20 protein-coding genes are annotated in these 20,034 nt (G+C 69.8%); 8 read left to right on the top strand and 12 right to left on the bottom strand.

All coding sequences use genetic code 11. The features are described 5' to 3' along the window. Nucleotides 1-15 precede the first annotated feature (15 nt). Nucleotides 16-1,383 (bottom strand): FAD-binding oxidoreductase, encoded by a 1,368-nt coding sequence (locus C9J87_RS09025; protein ID WP_010834263.1) that lies wholly within the window; start codon nt 1,381-1,383, stop codon nt 16-18. 118 nt (nt 1,384-1,501) lie between these two features. Here C9J87_RS09025 and pyrE point away from each other — a divergent pair, with 118 nt between their 5' ends. Further along, a complete protein-coding gene (gene pyrE / locus C9J87_RS09020; protein ID WP_107705331.1) occupies nt 1,502-2,038 on the top strand; it encodes an orotate phosphoribosyltransferase in 537 nt (178 codons plus the stop codon). A 29-nt stretch (nt 2,039-2,067) separates the two neighbouring features. Here the strand turns inward: pyrE and C9J87_RS09015 are convergent, their stop codons facing one another. Then, nucleotides 2,068-2,799 (bottom strand): DedA family protein, encoded by a 732-nt coding sequence (locus C9J87_RS09015; protein WP_232820005.1) that lies wholly within the window; start codon nt 2,797-2,799, stop codon nt 2,068-2,070. A 76-nt stretch (nt 2,800-2,875) separates the two neighbouring features. Between C9J87_RS09015 and C9J87_RS09010 the strand changes: the two genes are divergently transcribed. Next, entirely contained in the window at nt 2,876-3,514 is a 639-nt protein-coding gene (locus C9J87_RS09010; protein ID WP_107705330.1) for a TrmH family RNA methyltransferase, read from the top strand. Nucleotides 3,515-3,655: 141 nt separating this feature from the next. Here C9J87_RS09010 and C9J87_RS09005 read toward each other — a convergent pair whose 3' ends face one another. From C9J87_RS09005 to C9J87_RS08990, 4 genes are all read right to left on the bottom strand, one after another. Next, entirely contained in the window at nt 3,656-4,036 is a 381-nt protein-coding gene (locus tag C9J87_RS09005; RefSeq protein WP_107705329.1) for a hypothetical protein, read from the bottom strand. Between the two features lie 106 nt (nt 4,037-4,142). Next, complete coding sequence (locus C9J87_RS09000; RefSeq protein ID WP_010834259.1) at nt 4,143-4,640, bottom strand: SigE family RNA polymerase sigma factor; 498 nt, start codon at nt 4,638-4,640, stop codon at nt 4,143-4,145. Further along, the gene (locus tag C9J87_RS08995) at nt 4,637-5,803 is read right to left on the bottom strand and encodes a hypothetical protein (RefSeq protein ID WP_107705328.1); all 1,167 of its coding nucleotides are present in this window, start codon (nt 5,801-5,803) and stop codon (nt 4,637-4,639) included. The genes C9J87_RS09000 and C9J87_RS08995 overlap by 4 nt, the downstream gene beginning before the upstream one ends. A 57-nt stretch (nt 5,804-5,860) precedes the next feature. Further along, complete coding sequence (locus C9J87_RS08990; RefSeq protein WP_010834257.1) at nt 5,861-6,430, bottom strand: sigma factor-like helix-turn-helix DNA-binding protein; 570 nt, start codon at nt 6,428-6,430, stop codon at nt 5,861-5,863. 195 nt (nt 6,431-6,625) lie between these two features. Here C9J87_RS08990 and fbaA point away from each other — a divergent pair, with 195 nt between their 5' ends. Next, nucleotides 6,626-7,660: a class II fructose-bisphosphate aldolase gene (gene fbaA, locus C9J87_RS08985; RefSeq protein ID WP_010834256.1), complete on the top strand. Its 1,035-nt coding sequence runs from the start codon at nt 6,626-6,628 to the stop codon at nt 7,658-7,660. A 76-nt stretch (nt 7,661-7,736) separates the two neighbouring features. On the opposite strand, the gene mctP is transcribed toward fbaA, so the two are convergent. The 5 genes from mctP to lysS all read right to left on the bottom strand — a co-directional run bounded on the left by mctP (nt 7,737) and on the right by lysS (nt 13,241). Further along, entirely contained in the window at nt 7,737-9,464 is a 1,728-nt protein-coding gene (gene mctP, locus C9J87_RS08980) for a monocarboxylate uptake permease MctP (protein WP_107705327.1), read from the bottom strand. Continuing rightward, nucleotides 9,461-9,736, bottom strand: a complete 276-nt coding sequence (locus C9J87_RS08975) for a DUF3311 domain-containing protein (protein WP_198016869.1) — start codon at nt 9,734-9,736, stop codon at nt 9,461-9,463. Before C9J87_RS08975 ends, mctP begins: the two co-directional genes overlap by 4 nt. A gap of 61 nt (nt 9,737-9,797) precedes the next feature. Beyond that, a complete protein-coding gene (locus tag C9J87_RS08970) occupies nt 9,798-10,208 on the bottom strand; it encodes a DUF3151 domain-containing protein (protein ID WP_010834254.1) in 411 nt (136 codons plus the stop codon). Nucleotides 10,209-10,258: 50 nt separating this feature from the next. Beyond that, a complete protein-coding gene (locus C9J87_RS08965; protein WP_010834253.1) occupies nt 10,259-11,293 on the bottom strand; it encodes a hypothetical protein in 1,035 nt (344 codons plus the stop codon). A gap of 241 nt (nt 11,294-11,534) precedes the next feature. Further along, nucleotides 11,535-13,241, bottom strand: coding sequence for a lysine--tRNA ligase (gene lysS / locus C9J87_RS08960; RefSeq protein ID WP_010834252.1), 1,707 nt, complete (start codon nt 13,239-13,241; stop codon nt 11,535-11,537). Nucleotides 13,242-13,502: 261 nt separating this feature from the next. Here lysS and C9J87_RS08955 point away from each other — a divergent pair, with 261 nt between their 5' ends. After that, nucleotides 13,503-14,495, top strand: coding sequence for a helix-turn-helix domain-containing protein (locus C9J87_RS08955; protein ID WP_010834251.1), 993 nt, complete (start codon nt 13,503-13,505; stop codon nt 14,493-14,495). A gap of 1 nt (nt 14,496) precedes the next feature. Here the strand turns inward: C9J87_RS08955 and C9J87_RS08950 are convergent, their stop codons facing one another. After that, nucleotides 14,497-15,414 (bottom strand): diacylglycerol/lipid kinase family protein, encoded by a 918-nt coding sequence (locus C9J87_RS08950; protein WP_010834250.1) that lies wholly within the window; start codon nt 15,412-15,414, stop codon nt 14,497-14,499. A 172-nt stretch (nt 15,415-15,586) separates the two neighbouring features. Here C9J87_RS08950 and C9J87_RS08945 point away from each other — a divergent pair, with 172 nt between their 5' ends. From C9J87_RS08945 to C9J87_RS08930, 4 genes are all read left to right on the top strand, one after another. After that, on the top strand, nt 15,587-16,873 hold the full coding sequence (locus C9J87_RS08945; RefSeq protein ID WP_107705326.1) for an adenylosuccinate synthase: 1,287 nt from the start codon (nt 15,587-15,589) through the stop codon (nt 16,871-16,873). Between the two features lie 43 nt (nt 16,874-16,916). Beyond that, nucleotides 16,917-18,209 (top strand): phosphoribosylamine--glycine ligase, encoded by a 1,293-nt coding sequence (purD, locus tag C9J87_RS08940; RefSeq protein WP_107705325.1) that lies wholly within the window; start codon nt 16,917-16,919, stop codon nt 18,207-18,209. After that, nucleotides 18,206-19,624 (top strand): adenylosuccinate lyase, encoded by a 1,419-nt coding sequence (gene purB, locus C9J87_RS08935; protein ID WP_010834248.1) that lies wholly within the window; start codon nt 18,206-18,208, stop codon nt 19,622-19,624. Before purD ends, purB begins: the two co-directional genes overlap by 4 nt. A 67-nt stretch (nt 19,625-19,691) precedes the next feature. Further along, nucleotides 19,692-19,961, top strand: a complete 270-nt coding sequence (locus tag C9J87_RS08930) for an acylphosphatase (RefSeq protein ID WP_107705324.1) — start codon at nt 19,692-19,694, stop codon at nt 19,959-19,961. Nucleotides 19,962-20,034: the final 73 nt, after the last annotated feature.

The following is a 20,034-nucleotide window of genomic DNA, read 5'->3' as shown; positions in this document are numbered from 1 at the left end:
GGTGATGGACTCCACTCAGGGCACGATGTTCTGGTTGAGCCGGAACAGGTTGTCGGGGTCGTAGGCACGCTTGACCTCGGTCAGCCGCGGGTAGTTGCCCGCGAAGTTGTCCTCGACCTTGTCGGCGTCGTCCTCGGCCATGAAGCCGAGGTAGCCGCCGCGCTCGCTGTGGGGTGAGATCGCGTCGTAGTAGTCGCGGACCCACTGGCGACGCTCCACGTCGAGGGCGGGGTCCTGCCACGCGGACAGGATCACGGCAGCGTACGTCGCGCTGCGGTAGGCGAACGCGGTGTCGCTCGGACTCGGGTCGTGAGCGGCGCCGTTGATCGGATAGAGGTGCATCGTCGAGCTCGCGTCGGGAGCGTGCGGTCCGTGGGCCAGGTGCGCCTCGATCGCCTCATCGGTCAGCTCCATCACGTAGGCGCCCTTCCAGTAGCTGCGGATCCCCTTGGGGAAGAGCCCGTCGAACGCGCCGTTCAGCTGCGGATAGGGCCAGACATCGCACATCTCGGCCACGCGCGGCGCCAGGTCGCGGAAGGGCTGCATGGCCTTCTCGCCCTCGTCCATCGGTCCGGTCCAATGCACGACGGCGACGCAGAACGTGTCGCCGTGGCGGTCCTCCGGGACGAAGGGCAGCGGAGGCGCCACCTGGAATGCCGGGAACGCGCCGTACTCGCGTGGCGCATCCTGGATCCAGTCGCGGAAGAATCGCAGCAGGTCGCCGGCATGCTCCAGCTCATAGAAGAAGAGCCCGACGTAAGCATCCTTGACCGGTTGCACGTTGAACTCGAACGACGTGACGACCCCGAAGTTGCCGCCCCCGCCCCGGATCGCCCAGAAGAGGTCGGGGTTCTCCTCGGCGCTCGCGGTCCGGACCTGTCCGTCCGCCGTCACGACCTCGGCCGAGGCCAGGCAGTCGATCGACAAGCCCTGCCCGCGGGTGAGGTAGCCGATCCCGCCGTTGAGCGTCAGTCCACCGACACCGGTGGTCGAGACGATGCCGCCCGTGCTGGCGAGCCCGTAGGCGTGGGTCGCGTAGTTGTAGTCGCCCCACGTGGCACCGCCTCCCGCTCGTGCGGTGAGCGCTCGCGGATCGACGTGGACGCCGCGCATGCCCGACAGGTCGATGACCAGTCCGCCGTCGGTGCTACCGAAGCCCGGCGCGCTGTGACCCCCGCCGCGAACCGCCAGCTCGACGCCGGCGTCGCGGGCGTAGTTGACGCCGGCCACGACGTCGGCCACCTGTTCGGCCCGAAGGATGGCGAGAGGTTTGCGATCGAACATGCCGTTGTGCACGGCTCGCGCATCGTCGTACGCCGAGTCGTCGGCCGTGATGATCTGAGCCCGCACCTGCTCGCGCAGGGCATCGATGGACGTGCTCATGTTGTGACACTCCTTTGAGAGACCCGCGACCCCCGCCCGATTTTTGACGCTACTCCGAGCGGGCGGCCACCGGATCCCCTGTCTTGGGCACTTCCGTGACGTGCGGGAGGATGCCCCCATGACCACTGACGCCACCCTCGCGGCCGACATCAACGCGCTCTGCCGACTGACGGGGGAGTTCACCCTCCGCTCGGGCCAGGTCGCCGACACCTACTTCGACAAGTACCTCTTCGAGGCCGACCCGGTGCTCCTCGACCGGGTCGCGACGCAGATGCTCGACCTGCTCCCGTCCGACACCGAGCTGCTCGGCGGCCTCGAGATGGGCGGCATCCCGATCGCCACGATGGTGAGCGCGAAGACCGGCACGGCGGCGCTGTTCGTGCGCAAGAAGGCCAAGGAGTACGGCACCTGCAAGCTCGCCGAGGGCCCGGACGTGTCCGGTCGCCGGGTGACCCTGATCGAGGACGTCATCACGACCGGTGGTGCCGTGCGCGACGCGACCAACGCCCTGCGGGACGCGGGCGCGATCGTCGAGACCGTCGTGTGCGCGATCGACCGCTCACCCGCCGGGGAGAACCCGCTCGCGGACCTCGGGCTCGAGATCCGCGCCGTACTCACGCGGGCGCAGCTGGACGAGGCTGCCGCCGCTGGTTGAGCAGCGAGCGTGTCGAGACCGAGGCGCGGTCAGACGTCCCGGCCGGCGATGTCGCGGTCGGGCACGCCGTCGCCGTCCCGGTCGTCGGCCTCGGGGGCGTTGGTGCGCTTGTGCCGCCACCACTCCCAGGCGATCGGGATCAGCGAGAAGGCCAGGATCAGGATGATCAGCTTGTCGATCTGCTCGCCCAGGCCCGGGAAGGCCGAGCCGAGGAAGAAGCCGAGCAGGGTGATCGACAGGACCCAGCCGACCGCGCCGACCAGGCTCCACAGGAAGAAGCGGCCGCGGTCCATGCGGGTCACGCCGGCGACGACCGTGATGTAGGTGCGGACGAACGGCACGAAGCGGCCGATGACGAGCGCCTTGTTGCCGTGCTTGTCGAAGAACGCGGTCGTCTGGTCGAAGTACTTGCGCTTGAGGATGCGGCCGTCGCGCTCGTAGAGCGGCGGGCCGATCTTGCGACCGATCTCGTAACCCGCGACGTTGCCGCCGATCCCGGCGAGAGTGAAGAGGGTGAGGGCGACCACGAGCTCGATCCACTCCGGGCCGGGGAAGACGTCGATGCGCTCGGTCGCGATGAACAGGCCCATCGCGAAGAGCAACGTGTCACCGGGCAGGAACGGGAAGAACAGCCCGCACTCCACGAAGATGATCGCGAGGCTGAGCCAGAACAGCGCGCCCCCGAACTCCCGCAGCAGCCAGTTGGGATCCATCCAGTCCATGCCGAGCAGGAGCGGCTGGAGGTCCAGGAGCAAGTTCACGTCGGTCAGCCTAACCGGGGAATCCCCATAGGGTTGGGTCGTGGAAGAAGAGCAGGAGCGGGCGCCGTACGACCCGATGCCGCACGGCCCGCCCGAGGTCGGGCTCGGCCCGTGGGAGGGGCCGTGGCCCGACGGGGACCGCTACGACCCCGACCTCCTGCGCGACGGTGATCGGCGCAACGTCGTCGACCGCTACCGCTACTGGTCGATGGCCGCGATCGTCGCCGACCTCGACACCCGCCGGCACTCGTTCCACGTCGCGATCGAGAACTGGCAGCACGACTTCAACATCGGCACCATCGTGCGTACGGCGAACGCGTTCCTCGCAGCGGAGATCCACATCGTCGGCAACCGCCGCTGGAACCGTCGCGGCGCGATGGTCACCGACCGCTACCAGCACGTGCGGCACCACGCGACCGCCGAGGACCTGGCTGCGTACCTGCACTCGATCGGTGTCCGACTGCTCGGGATCGACAACCTCCCGGGCAGCGAGCACCTCGAGACGATGACGCTGCCGCGCGACGTCTGCTTCCTCTTCGGCCAGGAGGGCCCCGGGCTCTCGGAGCTCGCGCGCGAGGTGTGCGGCGGGACGTTCTCGATCGCGCAGTTCGGCTCGACGCGGTCGATCAATGCCTCGTCCGCGGCCGCGATCGCCATGCATTCGTGGATCCGGTCGTACGCCGACCTGTCGGCCGACGACGCCTGGCGGGGCTGACCCCGGCTGGTTGAGCAGCGAGCGTGTCGACCGCTGGTTGAGCAGCGAGCGCCAGCGAGCGTGTCGGCCGCTGGTTGAGCAGCGAGCGTGTCGACCGCTGGTTGAGCAGCGAGCGCCAGCGAGCGTGTCGAAACCAAGGCCCTACGAGTAGAGGTCGGACTTCAGGATCGCCACGGCCCACAGCGCGCCGCCCACGATGGCGAGGATCCCGGTGATGGCGCCTGCCTTGCCGGTGGCCGAGGCGAGGGTGTGGATCGACCGGGCCGCGCTGAGACCGAGCACGACCGCGGCGATGCCCAGGATGATCGCGGGGACGGTGGCCAATGCGTGGACCAGGTTGGCTCCGGACGGGTTGCCCTGGTTGACGATGTCGATCGACCAGTACTGGAACGCGTTGGCCAGGATGCCGCCACCCATGAGGGCGGTCAGGCCGAGCGCAGAGGCGACGATGCCCCTCGTCAGGGCCTGGTCCTCGTCGTCCTCGCGCTGCACGCCCTGCGTCAGTGTCTCGTCGATGCTCATGGTTCCCCCGTGATCCGTCGGCTGCCTGCCGGAATGTGCGCCGAGGTTAGTGCACCGCCAACGGTGCTGGATCGTCCCCCGCCTGGTGCCGGAGATCCAGCACTGTTCAGTGGGTGATCGGCTCCGCGAGCGCCCGCTGCAACGTCGCCAGCCCACGCGAGGAGTGGCTCTTCACCGTGCCCTCGGCGATGTCGAGCTCACGCGCGGTCTCACGCACGTCGAGGCCGAGCCAGTGCCGCAGCACGACGACCTTGCGCTGCATCGGCGGCAGTTCCTGCAGCGCCTCGAACAGCGCGCTGCGCTCCTCGACCGGCAGCGGCTCGCGTGCGCTGCGGTCGTGGCCGTCAAGTCCCGGGGTCTCGCGCCGGTGCGGTCGCCGGGTCTCGTCGATGTGCGAGCGCAGGATGATCTGGCGGACGTAGGCGTCCTCGGCGCCCTCGCGGCGCAGCCGGGGCCACGCGACGTAGAGCTTCGTCAGCGCGACCTGCAGCAGGTCGTCGGCCTGGTGCCAATCGCCACAGATCGCGTAGGCGATGCGGCGCAGGTGCGACTGGCGCGCGGCGACGTACGCCGTGAACGCCTCGTCGCGGCGGGCGGCCCTCATCGCAGGCCCTCCCCGTCGCCGCGGGAACGGGCGAACTCGATGAACTCCTCGACGTTGGAGGCGCCGTCGGCCTTGTCAGCGGCGAAACTGACGACGGTGTCCTCGCCGCGAGGGAAGCGGACGACGAGCGCGAACCAGGTCTCGCCATCCCACGTGAGCATCGCGGCGGCCGACGCGGTTGCGACGCCCCCGGTGTAGGCCTCCAGATCGGGGTCGGACTGCTCTTCGATGATCTCGACTCCCGGCAGTGCGGGCGTGAGGACACCCTCGTCATCGATGCTGACGAGCCTGAGCCCGGGTTCGCCCTGCTGGAGTGCGACTTGGTCGGCCAGCCACTCGTCGAAGGTGGCCCAGCCGGAGTCGGCCTCCTTCACGAAGGTGCCGCCACCCCCCGTGGGACTCGAGTCCAAGCTCAACCAGATGGTCTCGCCCTCGAACTCCACGACGAGGCCGACCGACGTCTCGGGAGGGGTGAGGCTGTGGGGGTTGTCGACGCGCCGCACGATCGTCGCGCCGGGACGCAGCTCGATGTCGCCACCGGGGCCGTAGCTGACCACGCGGCCGTAGGGGTACTTGTCCGCGACTGGGTCGGGCTCGGGGGAGAACATCCCCCCGCCCGAGGTCGAGGAGGCGACGAACGCATCGAACGAGTCGTTCAGCTCGCCGGCGTGCTCGGAGGAGCTCGCGGAGCCGCCCTTGTCCCACTCCAGCGCCAGCCACCACCGCGTGCCCTCGAAGCTGATGTCGAGGGCGACCGACTCGGTGTCCTTGCCGGGGTAGAGATCGTCGCGACGTTGGTGCACGACCGCGCCCTCGCGGATCTCGAGTCCCTTGCCAGGCGTCACGCGCGCCGGCCCGTCACCCGCAGGCCACGGCACGGCACGCGCGGACACCGGTGTCTTGGGTCCCTTGGTCGTGGGCTTCGAGGTCGCCGAGGTGGGGCTGTTGGCGACGTGGGAGCTCCGGACGTCGTGGTCACCGGGAGCGACCGCCCAGCCGATGCCGCCGACGACGATCACCGTGGCGAGGGCGGCCGCGCCCATCGCCGTACGGCGCCTGCGGAGCGCTGCACGCGCCGGGACGAGATAGTCCGTGGGCGCGCGGTCGACCCCTCGGCCGAACGAGGAGTCGAGCTCCTCACGCCAGTCGATCTGTGTGTTCATGTCGGTTCCCTCCGTGTGGCCGTCACCAGCAATACGGAAGGGGCGCGCGATCGGTTGTCAGGCCGACTCGGGAAGCAGGAAGTTGAGCGCGGAGCGGCCACGGGCTGCGTGGTGGAGCACCTGGTCGACGCTGATCCCGATCGCGTCGGCGACCTCGGCCACCGGCAGGTCGAGCCAGTCGTGCAGCACGAGCGCCTTGCGCTGGATCGCGGTCAGCGACTGGAGCCCGTCGAAGAGCAACGACTCGTCCTCGATCGGGTAGTCGTCGGCGTGGGCGTTGCAGCTGCGCGGCGTGGGGGAGTCGGTGACGCAGGCGCGGGCGAGGCTGCGGTGGACGAACGCGTCGGCGGCCTCGCTCCCGGCGATCCGGTGCCAGGAGTCGAAGAGCCGCCCGAGCGTCTGCAGCACGAGGGCCTCGGCCTGGGTCCAGTCGCAGCAGATGGCGTGCGCGAGGCGGCGGACGTGCGGGCCACGCTCGGCGACGTAGTCGGTGAACGACGGACCGGACGGGCGGGGGTGCCGGCGCCACCGGGAGATCGGGTGGTCAGCGGACCACGCGGCCGGTGGCTGATCGATGCCGTCGAGCGATGCGTCGATCTCGTGCACCCAGTCGATGCTGGTCGTCATCCCTACCCCCTTCGCGCGGTCCTACGGGAGTTGACGCTGTGACCGACCATTTGGTTGCGCGAAAGTCCGACCGGGTGTGATCTGGTCAAGACCACCGCGTCGCGGACTCGTCCTGCCTACGGTCTCGGATTCGCCGACCGGCTGGTAGCCATTAGGGTCGGGGCGACAAATTGAACGCATTCCGAGGAGCTCTCCATGCCCATCGCCACCCCCGAGGTCTACGCGCAGATGCTGGACGCCGCGCAGGAGAAGTCCTTCGCCTACCCGGCCATCAACGTCTCGTCGTCCCAGACGCTCAACGCGGCCCTGCAGGGCTTCGCTGACGCCGGCTCCGACGGCATCATCCAGGTCTCGACGGGCGGCGCTGAATACCTCTCCGGCCCCTCGATCAAGAACATGGTCAGCGGTTCGGTCGCCTTCGCCGCCTATGCCGCCGAGGTCGCGAAGAACTACCCCGTCAACATCGCGCTGCACACCGACCACTGCCCCAAGGACAAGCTCGACGGCTTCGTCCGCCCGCTGATCGAGATCTCGGCCGAGCGCGTGGCCCGCGGCGAGAACCCGCTCTTCCAGTCCCACATGTGGGACGGCTCGGCCGTGCCGCTCGAGGAGAACCTCCTCATCGCGCAGGAGCTGCTCGAGAAGTGCGCCGCCGCCAAGATCATCCTCGAGGTCGAGATCGGCGTCGTCGGTGGCGAGGAGGACGGTGTCGTCGCAGAGATCAACGAGCAGCTCTACACGACCCCCGAGGACGCCCTCGCGACCGTGCGCGCGCTCGGTGCCGGCGAGAAGGGTCGCTACATGACGGCCCTCACCTTCGGCAACGTGCACGGCGTCTACAAGCCCGGCAACGTCAAGCTGCGCCCGGAGATCCTGCGCGACGCCCAGGCCGCCGTCGCCGCCGAGCTCGGCCTCGCGGCCGGCGCCAAGCCCTTCGACCTGGTCTTCCACGGCGGCTCCGGCTCGACCGCTGAGGAGATCGGCGCGGCCGTCGACTTCGGGGTCATCAAGATGAACGTCGACACCGACACGCAGTACGCCTTCAGCCGCCCGGTCGCCGCCCACATGTTCAACAACTACGACGGCGTCCTCAAGGTCGACGGCGAGGTCGGCAACAAGAAGGTCTACGACCCCCGCGCCTGGGGCAAGGCCGCCGAGGCCGGCATGGCCGCTCGCATCGTCGAGGCCTGCCAGAACCTCCGCTCCGCCGGTACGTCGCTGGGCGCCTGACCCACGTCAGCAGACGACAGCGCCCGCCTCCCCGAGAGGAGGCGGGCGCTGTGTCATGTCCCAGCCGTCACCGACCTCAGCGCGCGCCCGCGTTTCCGGGGATGTCGTCGGGATCGCCGTACGGCGCCGTGTGGGCCCGGTGCTCGCTGAGGTCCTTGATCACTCGCGGGTCGTCGGCGTCGGCGAAGTAGTCGAACGGGATCGTCTCATCCCTGCCGTTGGAGACCTTGGCCGCGTTCAGGACGGCTGTCACCACGATGGTCACGACCAGGTTGAGCACGAACGCGGTCATCGCGATGTAGCCCATCTGCTCGATCCCCGGGATCAGCGCGAGGGAACCACCGAAGTGCTTGCCCGTCGCAGGGTTGATGACCTGGTAGGCCTCCACCGTGCCGTAGGTGATGCCGACCGCCCACCCTGCGAGCAGCCCCCAGCGGTGGAACCAGCGGGTGAAGAGGCTGAACACGATCGAGGGGAAGGTCTGCAGGATCCAGATGCCGCCGAGGAGCTGGAAGTTGATCGCGTTCTGCTTGTCCAGGGTCAGCACGAAGACCAGCGCGAACGCCTTCACGACCAGCGACATCAGCTTGGAGACCTTGGCCTCCTGGGCAGGGGTGGCGTCCTTGTTGAGCCACTCCTTGTAGATGTTGCGGCTGAACGTGTTGGCCGCGGCGATGGACATGATCGCTGCCGGCACGAGGGCGCCGATCGCGATCGCGGCCCAGGCGACGCCCGCGAACCAGGCCGGGAACATGTCCTCGAACAGCTGGGGGATGACCAGCTGCGCGTTGGCCTTGCCGTCGAGCCCGATCGGTGTGGTGCCGGCCGCGATGGCGACCCAGCCGAGGAGCGCGAGCAGGCCGAGCACGAAGGAGTAGGCCGGCAGGATCGCGGCGTTGCGGCGGATCGTGTTGCGCGAGTTTGACGACAGCGACGCCGTGATCGAGTGCGGATACATGAACAGCGCCAGCGCCGAGCCGAGAGCGAGCGTGGCGTAGGCCCAGCCGGCACCGACACCGGGGATGAAGGAGGACGTGGGCTTGCCACCGGCCTCGATGGCTGCCGCGTTGTTGGCCTCCATCTTGTCCTGCGCGGCGCCGAAGATGTTGTCCCAGCCGCCGACCTGGCCGGGCAGGTAGATCACCGCGACGATGATGACGAGGTAGATCAGGATGTCCTTGACGAAGGCGATGACCGCCGGTGCCCGCAGGCCGCTGGAGTAGGTGAAGGCCGCCAGCAGGGCGAACGCGATGAACAGCGGCAGGTCCTTGGCGATGATGTTGTCGCCACCGCCGAGACCCGCGACCTCGAGCACCGCCTGGATGCCGACGAGCTGCAGGGCGATGTAGGGCATGGTCGCGACGAAGCCGGTGACGGCGACCGCCAGCGACAGGGACCGCGCGTCGTAGCGTCCCCGCACGAAGTCCGCGGGAGTGACGTAGCCGTGGCGGTGGCTCACCGACCAGAGGCGGGCCATGAAGATGAAGATGATCGGGTAGAGCACGATCGTGTAGGGCACTGCGAAGAAGCCGGCCACGGCTCCGGTGGCGAACATCGCCGCCGGCACCGCCACGAAGGTGTAGGCGGTGTAGAGGTCTCCGCCGAGCAGGAACCAGGTGATCCAGGTGCCGAACTTGCGCCCGCCCAGGCCCCACTCGTCGAGCGACTCGAGCCCGTCCCCGCGCTTGAAGCGCGAGGCCATGAAGCCGGCGACGGTGACGATCGCGAAGAGCACGATGAGTACGGCGAGGGCGACGCCGTTGATCCCGGTGTCGGCCGCCATCGGCAGCACGGAGGCGCTCATCGCTTGCCGCCCTTGTTCTTCCGCGCGGCGAGGGTGAGGCGGTAGGCGCCGTACGTCATCGCGGAGCAGAGGAAGACCCAGAGGAACTGGTACCAGAAGAAGAACGGGAAGCCGAAGAGCTCCGGCTCCGTCCGCGCATAGGTCGGGACCGCCATCAGCGCGATGATCGGGATGACGAGCAGCACGCCTGCCGCGATCATCATCGCCCGGTTGGTCGGAGGGGGCCCGTCCTCAGGGCGCGGGCGGGCGGGGGGTTCGTTGCCGAGAGTCATCCCGGCACGCTACCGCGGGTGTGTGACCTGGGTCACCCACCCGCGGGGTGGTGCTGCGGGGTCAGAGCAGCTGGTCGGCAGCCGTCGGGCTGGAGTCGCGCAGGAAGTCCGAGCAGCGCTCCCACTCGGCGGTCTCGCCGATCGCGCGGGCGCTCATCGCCAGCAGGGCCAGGCAGGTCAGGAAGCCGCGGTTGGGGGCGTGCTCCCACGGCACGGGGCCGTGGCCCTTCCAGCCGTTGCGGCGCAGCATGTCCAGCGAACGGTGGTAGCCGACGCGGGAATAGGCGTAGACGGTCACGTCATCGGCGCCGTCAGCCTTCGCGAGCTCCGCGAGGGCGGCCCACGCGGCGGGGGAGGCCGGGTTGCGGCGTACGACGTCGGCAGCCGCTGCGCCGTCGGCGAGCTCGACTGCCGCCGGGTCCTCGGGAAGGTGGGTGGGCGGGGGGCCTGCGAGGAGATCGACGTGGTTCATGTTCCTACCCTCTCACCCCGTGGTGGGAACTTGAGCGGCCATGTGGACGCTCAAGATGCGACGTCCAGTGCGGCAGGCGTCCACAACGCTTGGTCAGTGCGTCGAGGATGCTGGTCGGCGAACAGCCGTAGACGCACCGGGAGAGCTGGTCCGAACCGCTCGCGCGTGACGGCCTCCTCTGCCAACAGGCGGGCCTTTGCGCGCTCGCGACGGACGCCGAAGAAGTCGGCCCACGTGAGTCGTGACATCCCCAGGCCCTCAGCGCAGATCAACGTCTGACGAGTCTTTTCCTGCCACATCACCTCGTCTGCCGAACGAGTGGCGACGCCACCATCCTCCACGCTTCGTAGCTTGAGCCGGCTGTCGATCTCGATCATGTGGCAGCCGACTGCGATGTCACACCAGACGACGCGGCCGTCTGCCAGCCTCACAGCGAACTGCGTCTCCACCTGGCCGAGCCCAGCCTCGAGGACCAACTCGCGCCCCAGTGTCTCTGCGACGCTCTCGGCGCCGGACGTGGACGCCTTGACCGCTGCCCGCGCCCTCGCGATGAAGGGGTGATGTTCCATGCGGTCGAGCTCCGCCTCGAGATCGTTGAGAGGTACGCCGAGGGTGCGGACGGCGTCGGTGGACACCAGGCCGTGGCGGAATCCGTGAAGCCGACCGATATCGATTGCCGTGCGGGCGTAGGACGTCGCCGGCACGCCGCCTCGTACCTCCACGCACACTGGCAACATGTCGCGGTGTCGCGTGATCCCTGCGCTTCGCCTGGCGCCGGTCTTCCCGACGCTGGTGACATGGCTGCCGGGGCTCTCGACCTCGAGCGTGCTGATGCCCAGAAGTCGCGCTGCGGAATCGTGACTCAGAATGCACGGAGCTTGAGACACGAGCAGAGCTGCTCGGTCCTTCAACCGCCAGCGCCCGACCGAGTCGAGCGCGGCGACGAGGCTCCGCTCGGCGTACACACCGTGACTCACGACGAAGAACTCGCCGCCCGGCCTGGTCAAGGACTTCAATTCTCGTTCGGTGTACCCGGCCGCAAGCGCCTGTGCTCGAGTGAACAGGCCCTCCTGTCCTGCCGCCAAGGGCGAAAGTGTTGGTCGCATGGCGGCACGCTGCTGGTGCCACCACCACAATCGCCAGCGCGAGACCCGCAGACCTGTGGATGCGTGGCCGTCGCTGCGGGCTGTGGATGGCTAGTGGCCCAGGAGGCGGCTGTTGCAATGAGCGGCTCGAGATGGGGATTGGCCGGTTAGCGTGCCGAATGGCGTCGCTTGAGCGGCCATATGGACGCTCAAGCCGGCGGCCACGAGACCGTCGAGCACCTCACCCAGAGGAGGGCCCACCAAGCAGCTGACGCACCGTCTCAGCGCCGAGGGCCACGATCAGGGTCGGGAGCCGAGGGCCGCGGTCGGCGTCGACGAGCAGGTTGTAGAGCAGCTTGAAGAAGTCCTTCTGGTCCGCCTTGACCTGGTCGGTCGGGGCGTCGTCGAAGCCGAGGCCGCGCGCGACCTTCGGTACGCCGTAGACGACCGAGGTCGCCGCATCGAGCTCGAGATCGGGCGAGTCGGGCAGCCGGTCCAGGAAGATCCGCAGCCACAGCTCCTCGTCCTCGGTGAGTGCTGCGAGGCGAGCAGTGTCGGGAGTGGCCCGCACGGTCGTCCGGTCGGATTCCGGCAGGGATGCCGTCCACGCCATGGCGCGACCCAGCCGCGGCTCGAGGTCCGCGACGGTGTCGTGCGGGAAGCCGACGTGCTCGACGACCTGGCTGATCAGGTCGGCCGACCCGGCGGTGACGTCGGCGATCGACGAGAGCGTCCTGAACGGGACAGCCACCAAAGGCACCGCCAGGGGCCCGTCCTCGACGGTGGCGGACGCCCGCTCGAAGGCGAGCACCGCGACGTCACGCTTCGCGGGGTCGGCGGCCTTGCGGCCCAGCGCGTCCCACTCGTCGTACAGGCGAACGACCTCGGGACCGAAGTCGATGGTGAACGCCTGCTTGGGCGCGCGGCGGGTGTAGAGCCAGCGCACCATCGGCGCCTCGAGGATCGCCAAGGCGTCGGCCGGGGTGGGCACGCCGCCGCTCGACGAGGACATCTTCTGCATGCCGGCGATGCCGACGAAGGCGTAGGTGACGCGCGCCGGTGCCTGCCAGTCGAAGATAGAGGAGACCAGCTCCTGGCCGACGGTGTAGCTCGAGCCGGGGGTCATGTGGTCGAGGCCGGCGGGCTCGAAGTTGACCTTCTCCCAGGCCCAGCGCATCGGCCAGTCGACCTTCCAGACCAGCTTGCCGCCGTCTTCGGTCGCGACGTTGGTCGTGCCGACGAACCCGCAGACGCGACAGGTGTAGTCGAGGTCGGTGCTCTCGTCGTCGTACGCCGTCACGTCCGTGGTGTCGCGCCCGCACGAGGCGCACCACGGCTTGTAGGGGAAGCGGGACAGGTCGCCCGTTCCCTCGAAGTCCTCGTTGGCGACCGAGTCGGCCAGGGACGCCTCTTCTTCCTCGGTCTCGGCGGCCGGGGCGGCCTTCGTGCGGTAGCGCCCGAGGACCTCGTCGATCCGGTCGCGGTGCTTGATCGCGTGCAGGATCTGCTCGCGGTAGGTGCCGACCTGGTACATCTGCGTCTGGTCGATCTCGTCCATCCGGACGCCCAGCTCGGCCAGGGACGCGCGCAGCGGCTCCTTGAAGTGCTCGGCCCACGAGGTGTGGCATTCCCACGGGTCCGGTACGGCGCTGAGCGGGCGACCGATGTGATCGGCCCACTCGGCGGGGACCCCGGCGGGGACCTTGCGGAAGCGGTCGTAGTCGTCCCACGAGTGCAGGTGGCGCACCGCGACGCCGCGACGACGCAGCTCCTCGGCGACGAAGTGGGGGGTGAGGAACTCACGCAGGTTGCCGAGGTGGATGGGACCCGACGGGCTGGCACCTGAAGCGACCGTCACGAGGTTGCCCTCGCCGGCGTGCCGGACGGCGTCGTCCGCCGCGCGCGTCACCCAGTCGATGGGTTCGCCGGACTGTCCGCCTCGTGCCATGGGTCGTGGTGCTCCGATCGGGAGAGAAGATCTCGAGCGCAGCGCCGATGGCCGCACTCCGGCGGCAAGGCTATCGGGCACATGACTAGGGCATCGGAGCCGTCCCCTGCGGCGACTCCGATGCCCTGCGCGTCGACGGCCTCTCGGCCGGTCCAGTGACACACCCCCGCGATACACCGGACAACAACGCGTGTTCACATTCTCGGGGTGGCCAGCGCCTGCCACGTGGCTCGCAGATGCCGGTGGCACTAACCTGCCATCATGCCCGCTGACGTTCCCTCCTCCGTGCTCACCTCGCTCGGGCTCACGCGTGAGTCGGAGCGGGTCTACTACCAGGTCGCGCCGGCCGCAGGGCACACGCTCGCGGAGCTGACGGGCCTGCTGAACATCGCGCACGAGGAGCTGATCCGCGACCTCGCCCCGCTGCTGGACCTCGGCCTGGTCAAGTTCGACCGGGAGAAGCTGGCGGTGCCGCCACTGGCCCTGGTCGTCGCCGACCTCGTGCGGGGCGAGGCGAGCCGCGCGAGCAACGTCGCCCACCGGCTGGACGCGCTGGCCTGGGCCGTCCCCCACCTCGTCGCCGGCGCCACGCGGCCCGACGAGTCCGACGTCTCGGAGGTCCGGCCGCTCGAGGGCGAGCTGAGCTCCGGCGGCAACCCGCTGGCGCTGATCGGGCAGATGCTGCGCACCAGCAGCGGCGACATGCTCTGGCTGCGCCCCGATGCCTGGGCGATGCCGCGCGAGTCCGCGGTCAGCCGCGTGCTCGCCGAGGCGATGGCCAGCGGGCGCAAGTCCCGGGCGATCTATCCGCTGCGCGCGCTCACCGAGGCGCCCGAGGCGCTGCAGACCCGGGCCCGGCTCGGCGAGCAGATCCGGGTGATCTCCGAGCTGCCCACCCGGATGTTCATCCTCGGCGACTCCCACGCCGTGCTGCCCGAGCCGCTCGGCTTCGCCGACGAGCCCCGGGTGCACATCCGCCAGCGATCGGTCGTCCAGGCGCTGACCTACTGGTTCGAGGCCCTGTGGTCGACGGCGACGCCGGTCCCGGCGTTCGACACCGGCGAGGCCCGACCGGACCTGCGCCGCTTCCTGCTCGAGCAGCTCGTGGCGGGCGCCCAGGACGAGGCCATCGCCCGCAAGCTCGGGATCAGCCTGCGCACGGTCCGCCGGCGCATCGCTGCGCTGATGATCGAGCTCGGGGTCGACACGCGGTTCCAGGCGGGCGTCGAGGCCGTACGCCGCGGCTGGATCTGAGTTAGGCGCGCGGCAGCACCATGTCGTACGCCGCCGGCTCGAGCCGCCAGGTCCGCGACCGCTCGGGGCCGTAGATCTCCCCGTCGGCCGAGACCCAGAACTCCTCGCCGCGCACGGAGACCTCGCGACCGCGGAGGTAGAGCACGTCGTCGCGCTCGTGGTGCTCGCCCTTGCGGAGGTGGGCGGCGTAGCCGATCTTGGCGGCGGGGGAGACGGCGCGCGCGATCATCACGTCGAGCTTGCCGCTCTCGGGGTCGGCGTCAGGGGTGATCTCGGTGCCGCCGCCGACGTTGGCGCCGTTGCCGACCGCGACCATCAGCACCCGCTGGTCGACGTCGATGGCGACCTTGCCGTCGATCTCCACGCGCAGGCGGTGGCTGGGCGGGTTGACGGCGGCGAGCAGGGCGCCGATCGGGTAGCCGAGCTTGCCCAGGTTGACGCCGCCGACACCGACGCTGCCCAGCCGGCCCTTCCACTTGTGGGCCTTGCGGCTGGCCTGCGCACCCGCGCCGACATGGACGTTGTTGACCACGATCTCGCCGGTCTCGTCGACGATCAGGTCGACCGGTCGGGGCTCGCCGGCCAGCACCAGCCGCGCGGCCTCCTCGATGTCGAGGGGGATGCCGGTGCCGCGGGCGAAGTCGTTGCCGGTGCCGAGCGGCAGGAGGGCCAGCGTCTTGCCGGCGAGCTCGTGGCGCTTGTGCAGCGCAGCGACCACGGCATGGAGGCTGCCGTCACCGCCGGCGACCACGATCCGGCGGGAACCGGCGCGGTGCAGCACGCCGTCGAGCTCGCCCGGATTGCTGGTCGCGGCCACCTCCACGGAGGCGCTTTCACGCAGGATCGCCAGTGCCCGCTCGAGGGTCTCCTGGTCCGAGGTGCCGGCGTCGGAGTTGGTGATGACGAGCAGGGGGTCCATCCGGCGGACAGTAGCCGACGGGCCCCGACCGGTCCGTCGCCGTACCGGATCAGGATCGTCGGACGAGTGGGGCCGATCGGCCCCCGTGCGCTAACGTGTGGTCGCAAGAGCTCCGGTGCACTTGTGCCGGAGCTTCGTTGATTTTCTGCCGTCTCACCTCAGGAGGGCTGCAATGCCCGCGATCGTCGTACTCGGTGCCCAATGGGGCGATGAAGGCAAGGGCAAGGCGACCGACCTGCTCGCCACGACCGACACCATTGACTTCGTCGTCCGCACGAGTGGCGGGCACAACGCCGGCCACACGATCGTGGTCAACGGCGAGAAGTTCGCCACCCATCTCCTGCCGAGCGGCATCCTCACGCCCGGCGCCACCAGCGTCATCGCCAACGGCGTCGTCGTCTCGCCCGACGCCCTCTTCCGCGAGCTGGACAGCCTGATCGAGCGCGGCGTCGACGTCGCGGAGCTCAAGGTCAGCGCCAACGCCCACGTCATCGCGAGCTATCACGCGACGATGGACAAGGTGACCGAGCGCTTCCTCGGCAAGAACCAGATCGGCACCACCGGTCGCGGCATCGGCCCGGCCTATGCCGACAAGATCAACCGCGTCGGCGTCCGCATCGCCGACCTCTTCGACGAGAAGATCCTGCGCGAGAAGGTCGAGGCTGCCCTCGACGTCCGCAACCACCTCCTGACCAAGGTCTACAACCGCCGCGCGATCGAGGTCGACGTCGTCGTCGAGGAGCTCCTTTCCTTCGTCGACCGCCTGCGCCCGATGGTCTGCGACACCTCGCTGCTGCTCAACCGGGCCCTCGACGAGGGCCAGACGGTGCTCTTCGAGGGCGCCCAGGCGACCATGCTCGACGTCGACCACGGCACCTATCCGTTCGTCACGTCCTCCAGCCCGATCGCCGGCGGCGTGTGCACCGGCGCGGGTGTCGGCCCGACCCGCATCGACCGCGTGATCGGCGTGATCAAGGCCTACACCACCCGCGTCGGCTCGGGTCCCTTCCCGACCGAGCTCTTCGACGAGGACGGCATCGAGCTGCAGCGGATCGGTGGCGAGATCGGTGTCTCGACCGGCCGCACCCGCCGCTGCGGTTGGTACGACGCGGTGATCGCGCGCTACTCCGCCCGCGTCAACGGCCTCACCGAGTTCTTCCTCACCAAGCTCGACGTCCTCGACAGCTGGGAGCAGATCCCGGTCTGCGTGGCCTACGAGATCGACGGTCACCGGGTCGAGGAGATGCCGATGACCCAGACGGAGTTCCACCACGCGAAGCCGATCTACGAGTTCTTCGACGGCTGGCAGGAGGACATCTCCGGCTGCCGCACCTTCGCGGACCTGCCGAAGAACGCCCAGCTCTACGTCGAGGCGCTCGAGAAGATCTCCGGCGCCAAGATCTGGGGCGTCGGCGTCGGTCCGGGCCGCGAGCAGACGCTCGTCGTCCACCCCGACTGAGGCATCACCGGGTCGGTCGCGGGCGCCGATAGGATCGACGCCCGTGAAGACTCTCGTGATCGGCACCGGCGGCCGTGAACACGCGCTCGCACTGGCCCTGTCCCTCGATCCCGGAGTCAGCGAGGTCCACGCCGCGCCCGGCAACCCCGGCATCGCTGCGGTCGCCACCCTGCACGACGTCGACCCGATGGACGGCGCTGCGGTCGCGGCTCTCTCCGTCGAGCTCGGCATCGACCTGGTCGTCGTCGGCCCCGAGGCCCCGCTGGTCGCTGGCGTCGCGGACTCGGTCCGGGCTGCCGGCATCGCGGTCTACGGACCGTCCGCCGCCGCCGCGCAGCTCGAGGGCTCGAAGGCCTTCAGCAAGGACGTGATGGCGGCCGCGGGGGTCCCCACCGCCGGCTCGCACGTCTGCACCACCCCGGAGGAGGCGGCGGCCGCCCTCGACGGGTTCGGTGCGCCGTACGTCGTGAAGGACGACGCGCTCGCCGCCGGCAAGGGCGTCGTCGTCACCACCGACCGTGACGAGGCGCTGGCGCACGCCGCGACCTGCGACCGCGTCGTGATCGAGGAGTTCCTCGACGGTCCCGAGGTGTCGCTCTTCGCGGTCTGCGACGGTCGTACGGCGAGGGCGCTGCAGCCCGCGCAGGACTTCAAGCGGATCTTCGACGGCGGTCGTGGCGCCAACACCGGCGGCATGGGGTCCTACTCGCCGCTGCCCTGGGCCCCGCCCGGGCTGGCCGACGACGTGCTCGCCTCCGTGGTCCAGCCGACGCTCGACGAGATGAACCGGCGTGGCACCCCGTTCGTCGGCACTCTCTACGTCGGCCTCGCGCTCACCGCGACGGGCCCGCGCGTCATCGAGTTCAACTGCCGCTTCGGCGATCCCGACATCCAGCCGGTGCTGGCGCTCCTGGAGTCGCCCCTCGGCGTGCTGCTGCACGCCGCGGCGACGGGTCGCCTCGACAGCGTCGCGCCGCCCACCTTCGCCGACGGTGCGTCGGTCACCGTCGTGATGGCGAGCGCTGGCTATCCCGAGTCGTCGTCCAAGGGCGACGTCATCGTCGGCACCGAGACGCTCGACAAGGAGACCGACGTGGACGTGATCCACGCCGGCACGGCCTTGGTTTCGACGAGCTCAACCGGCGGGGATCGTCTCGTCACCGCCGGCGGCCGGGTGCTCGCCGTACGCGCCGTCGGCTCCGACATCGCCGACGCCCGCGCGAAGGCCTACGAAGGCATCGCCTCCATCTCGTTCCCCGGCGCCCAGTGGCGCCGCGACATCGCGGCCGAGCCGCTCGGTGTCGTCGAGGGCGCCTCACTGAAGGAAAACCTGTGACCGTTCCCAATGTCCTGGCCACCCGCTACGCCGCGGCCGACCTCGCCGCCATCTGGTCGCCGGAGCACAAGATCGTGCTCGAGCGCCAGCTCTGGATCGCGGTCCTGCGCGCCCAGCGCGACCTCGGGATCGACGTCCCCGACGGCGTGATCGAGGCCTACGAGAAGGTCGTCGACCACGTCGACCTGCCGAGCATCGCCGACCGCGAGCGGATCACCCGCCACGACGTGAAGGCGCGGATCGAGGAGTTCGCCGCGCTCGCCGGCCACGAGCACATCCACAAGGGCATGACGAGCCGCGACCTCACCGAGAACGTCGAGCAGCTGCAGGTCAAGCAGTCCCTCGAGCTGCTCCGCGACCGTGCCGTCGCGACGCTGGCCCGCCTCGCGCGGCTCGCCACCGAGCACGAGACCACCGTGATGGCTGGTCGCTCCCACAACGTCGCCGCGCAGGCGACCACCCTCGGCAAGCGCTTCGCCACCATCGCCGACGAGATGCTGATCGGCGTGCAGCGCGTCGAGGAGCTGCTCGCGCGCTACCCCCTGCGCGGCATCAAGGGCCCGATGGGCACCTCGCAGGACATGCTCGACCTGCTCGGCGGTGACGCCTCGAAGCTCGCCGACCTCGAGTCGCGCGTCGCCGCCCACCTCGGCTTCGACAACGTCCTGACCAGCGTCGGCCAGGTCTACCCGCGCTCGCTCGACTTCGACGTGCTCAGCGCGGTCGTCCAGCTCGTCGCCGGTCCGTCCAACCTCGCGACCACGATCCGGTTGATGGCCGGCATCGAGCTGGTCACCGAGGGCTTCAAGGAGGGCCAGGTCGGCTCGTCCGCGATGCCGCACAAGATGAACACCCGCTCCTGCGAGCGGGTCAACGGCCTCGCCGTGATCACCCGCGGCTACCTCTCCATGGTCGGCGAGCTCGCCGGGGACCAGTGGAACGAGGGCGACGTGTCCTGCTCGGTCGTACGCCGCGTGGCCCTGCCCGACGCCTTCTTCGCCGCCGACGGGCTGTTCCAGACGTTCCTCACCGTCCTCGACGAGTTCGGTGCGTTCCCGGCCGTCATCCAGCGCGAGCTCGACCGCTACCTGCCGTTCCTGGCCACCACCAAGGTCCTGATGTCCGCGGTGCGCAACGGCGTCGGTCGCGAGGTCGCCCACGAGGCGATCAAGGAGGCGGCCGTCGGCGTCGCCCTCGACATGCGCAAGGGGCAGGCCGTCAACGACGTCTTCGACCGACTGGCCGCCGACACCCGTCTGGGGCTGACCCGCGACCAGATCGACGCGCTCGTTGCCGACCCGATCGAGTTCACCGGCGCTGCCGTGTCGCAGACGCAGTCCGTGGTCGCCCTGGTGGAGGCCGTCGTCGCTCGCCACCCCGGCGCAGCGGCGTACGCCCCGGGCGCGATCCTCTGACCCGACGGTGACAGTGCTGGATCCTCGGCACCTGGTGCCGACGATCCAGCACCGTCACGATGGAGACATGAAGGCAGTCCAGGCCACCGTGACCGGGCGGGTGCAGGGCGTCTCGTTCCGCTACTACACGGCCGAGCGGGCGCGTGGGCTCGGCGTCACCGGGTGGGTCCGCAACGAGCCCGACGGCTCGGTCGCGCTGCACGCGGAGGGCCCGGACGAGGCCGTCGACGCCCTCGTCGAGTGGTGCCGCACCGGCCCGCCGCTCGCGCGCGTGCGCAACGTGGCGGTCCGCGAGGCGACGGCGACCGGAGCGACCACCTTCGAGGTGACCCACTGACAGCTCGTGCTGCTGATGATCGCGGCGGAGGCGTAGAGCGCGTCGGCTACCCGGCCGGGTCGTGCGCGTCGGG

It is taken from the genome of Nocardioides allogilvus (assembly GCF_003047285.1).
In the GTDB taxonomy this organism is placed as follows: Bacteria; Actinomycetota; Actinomycetes; order Propionibacteriales; family Nocardioidaceae; genus Nocardioides; species Nocardioides allogilvus.
The sequence above is the reverse complement of the archived record's forward strand: the minus strand, read 5'-3'. Positions and strand labels throughout refer to the sequence as shown.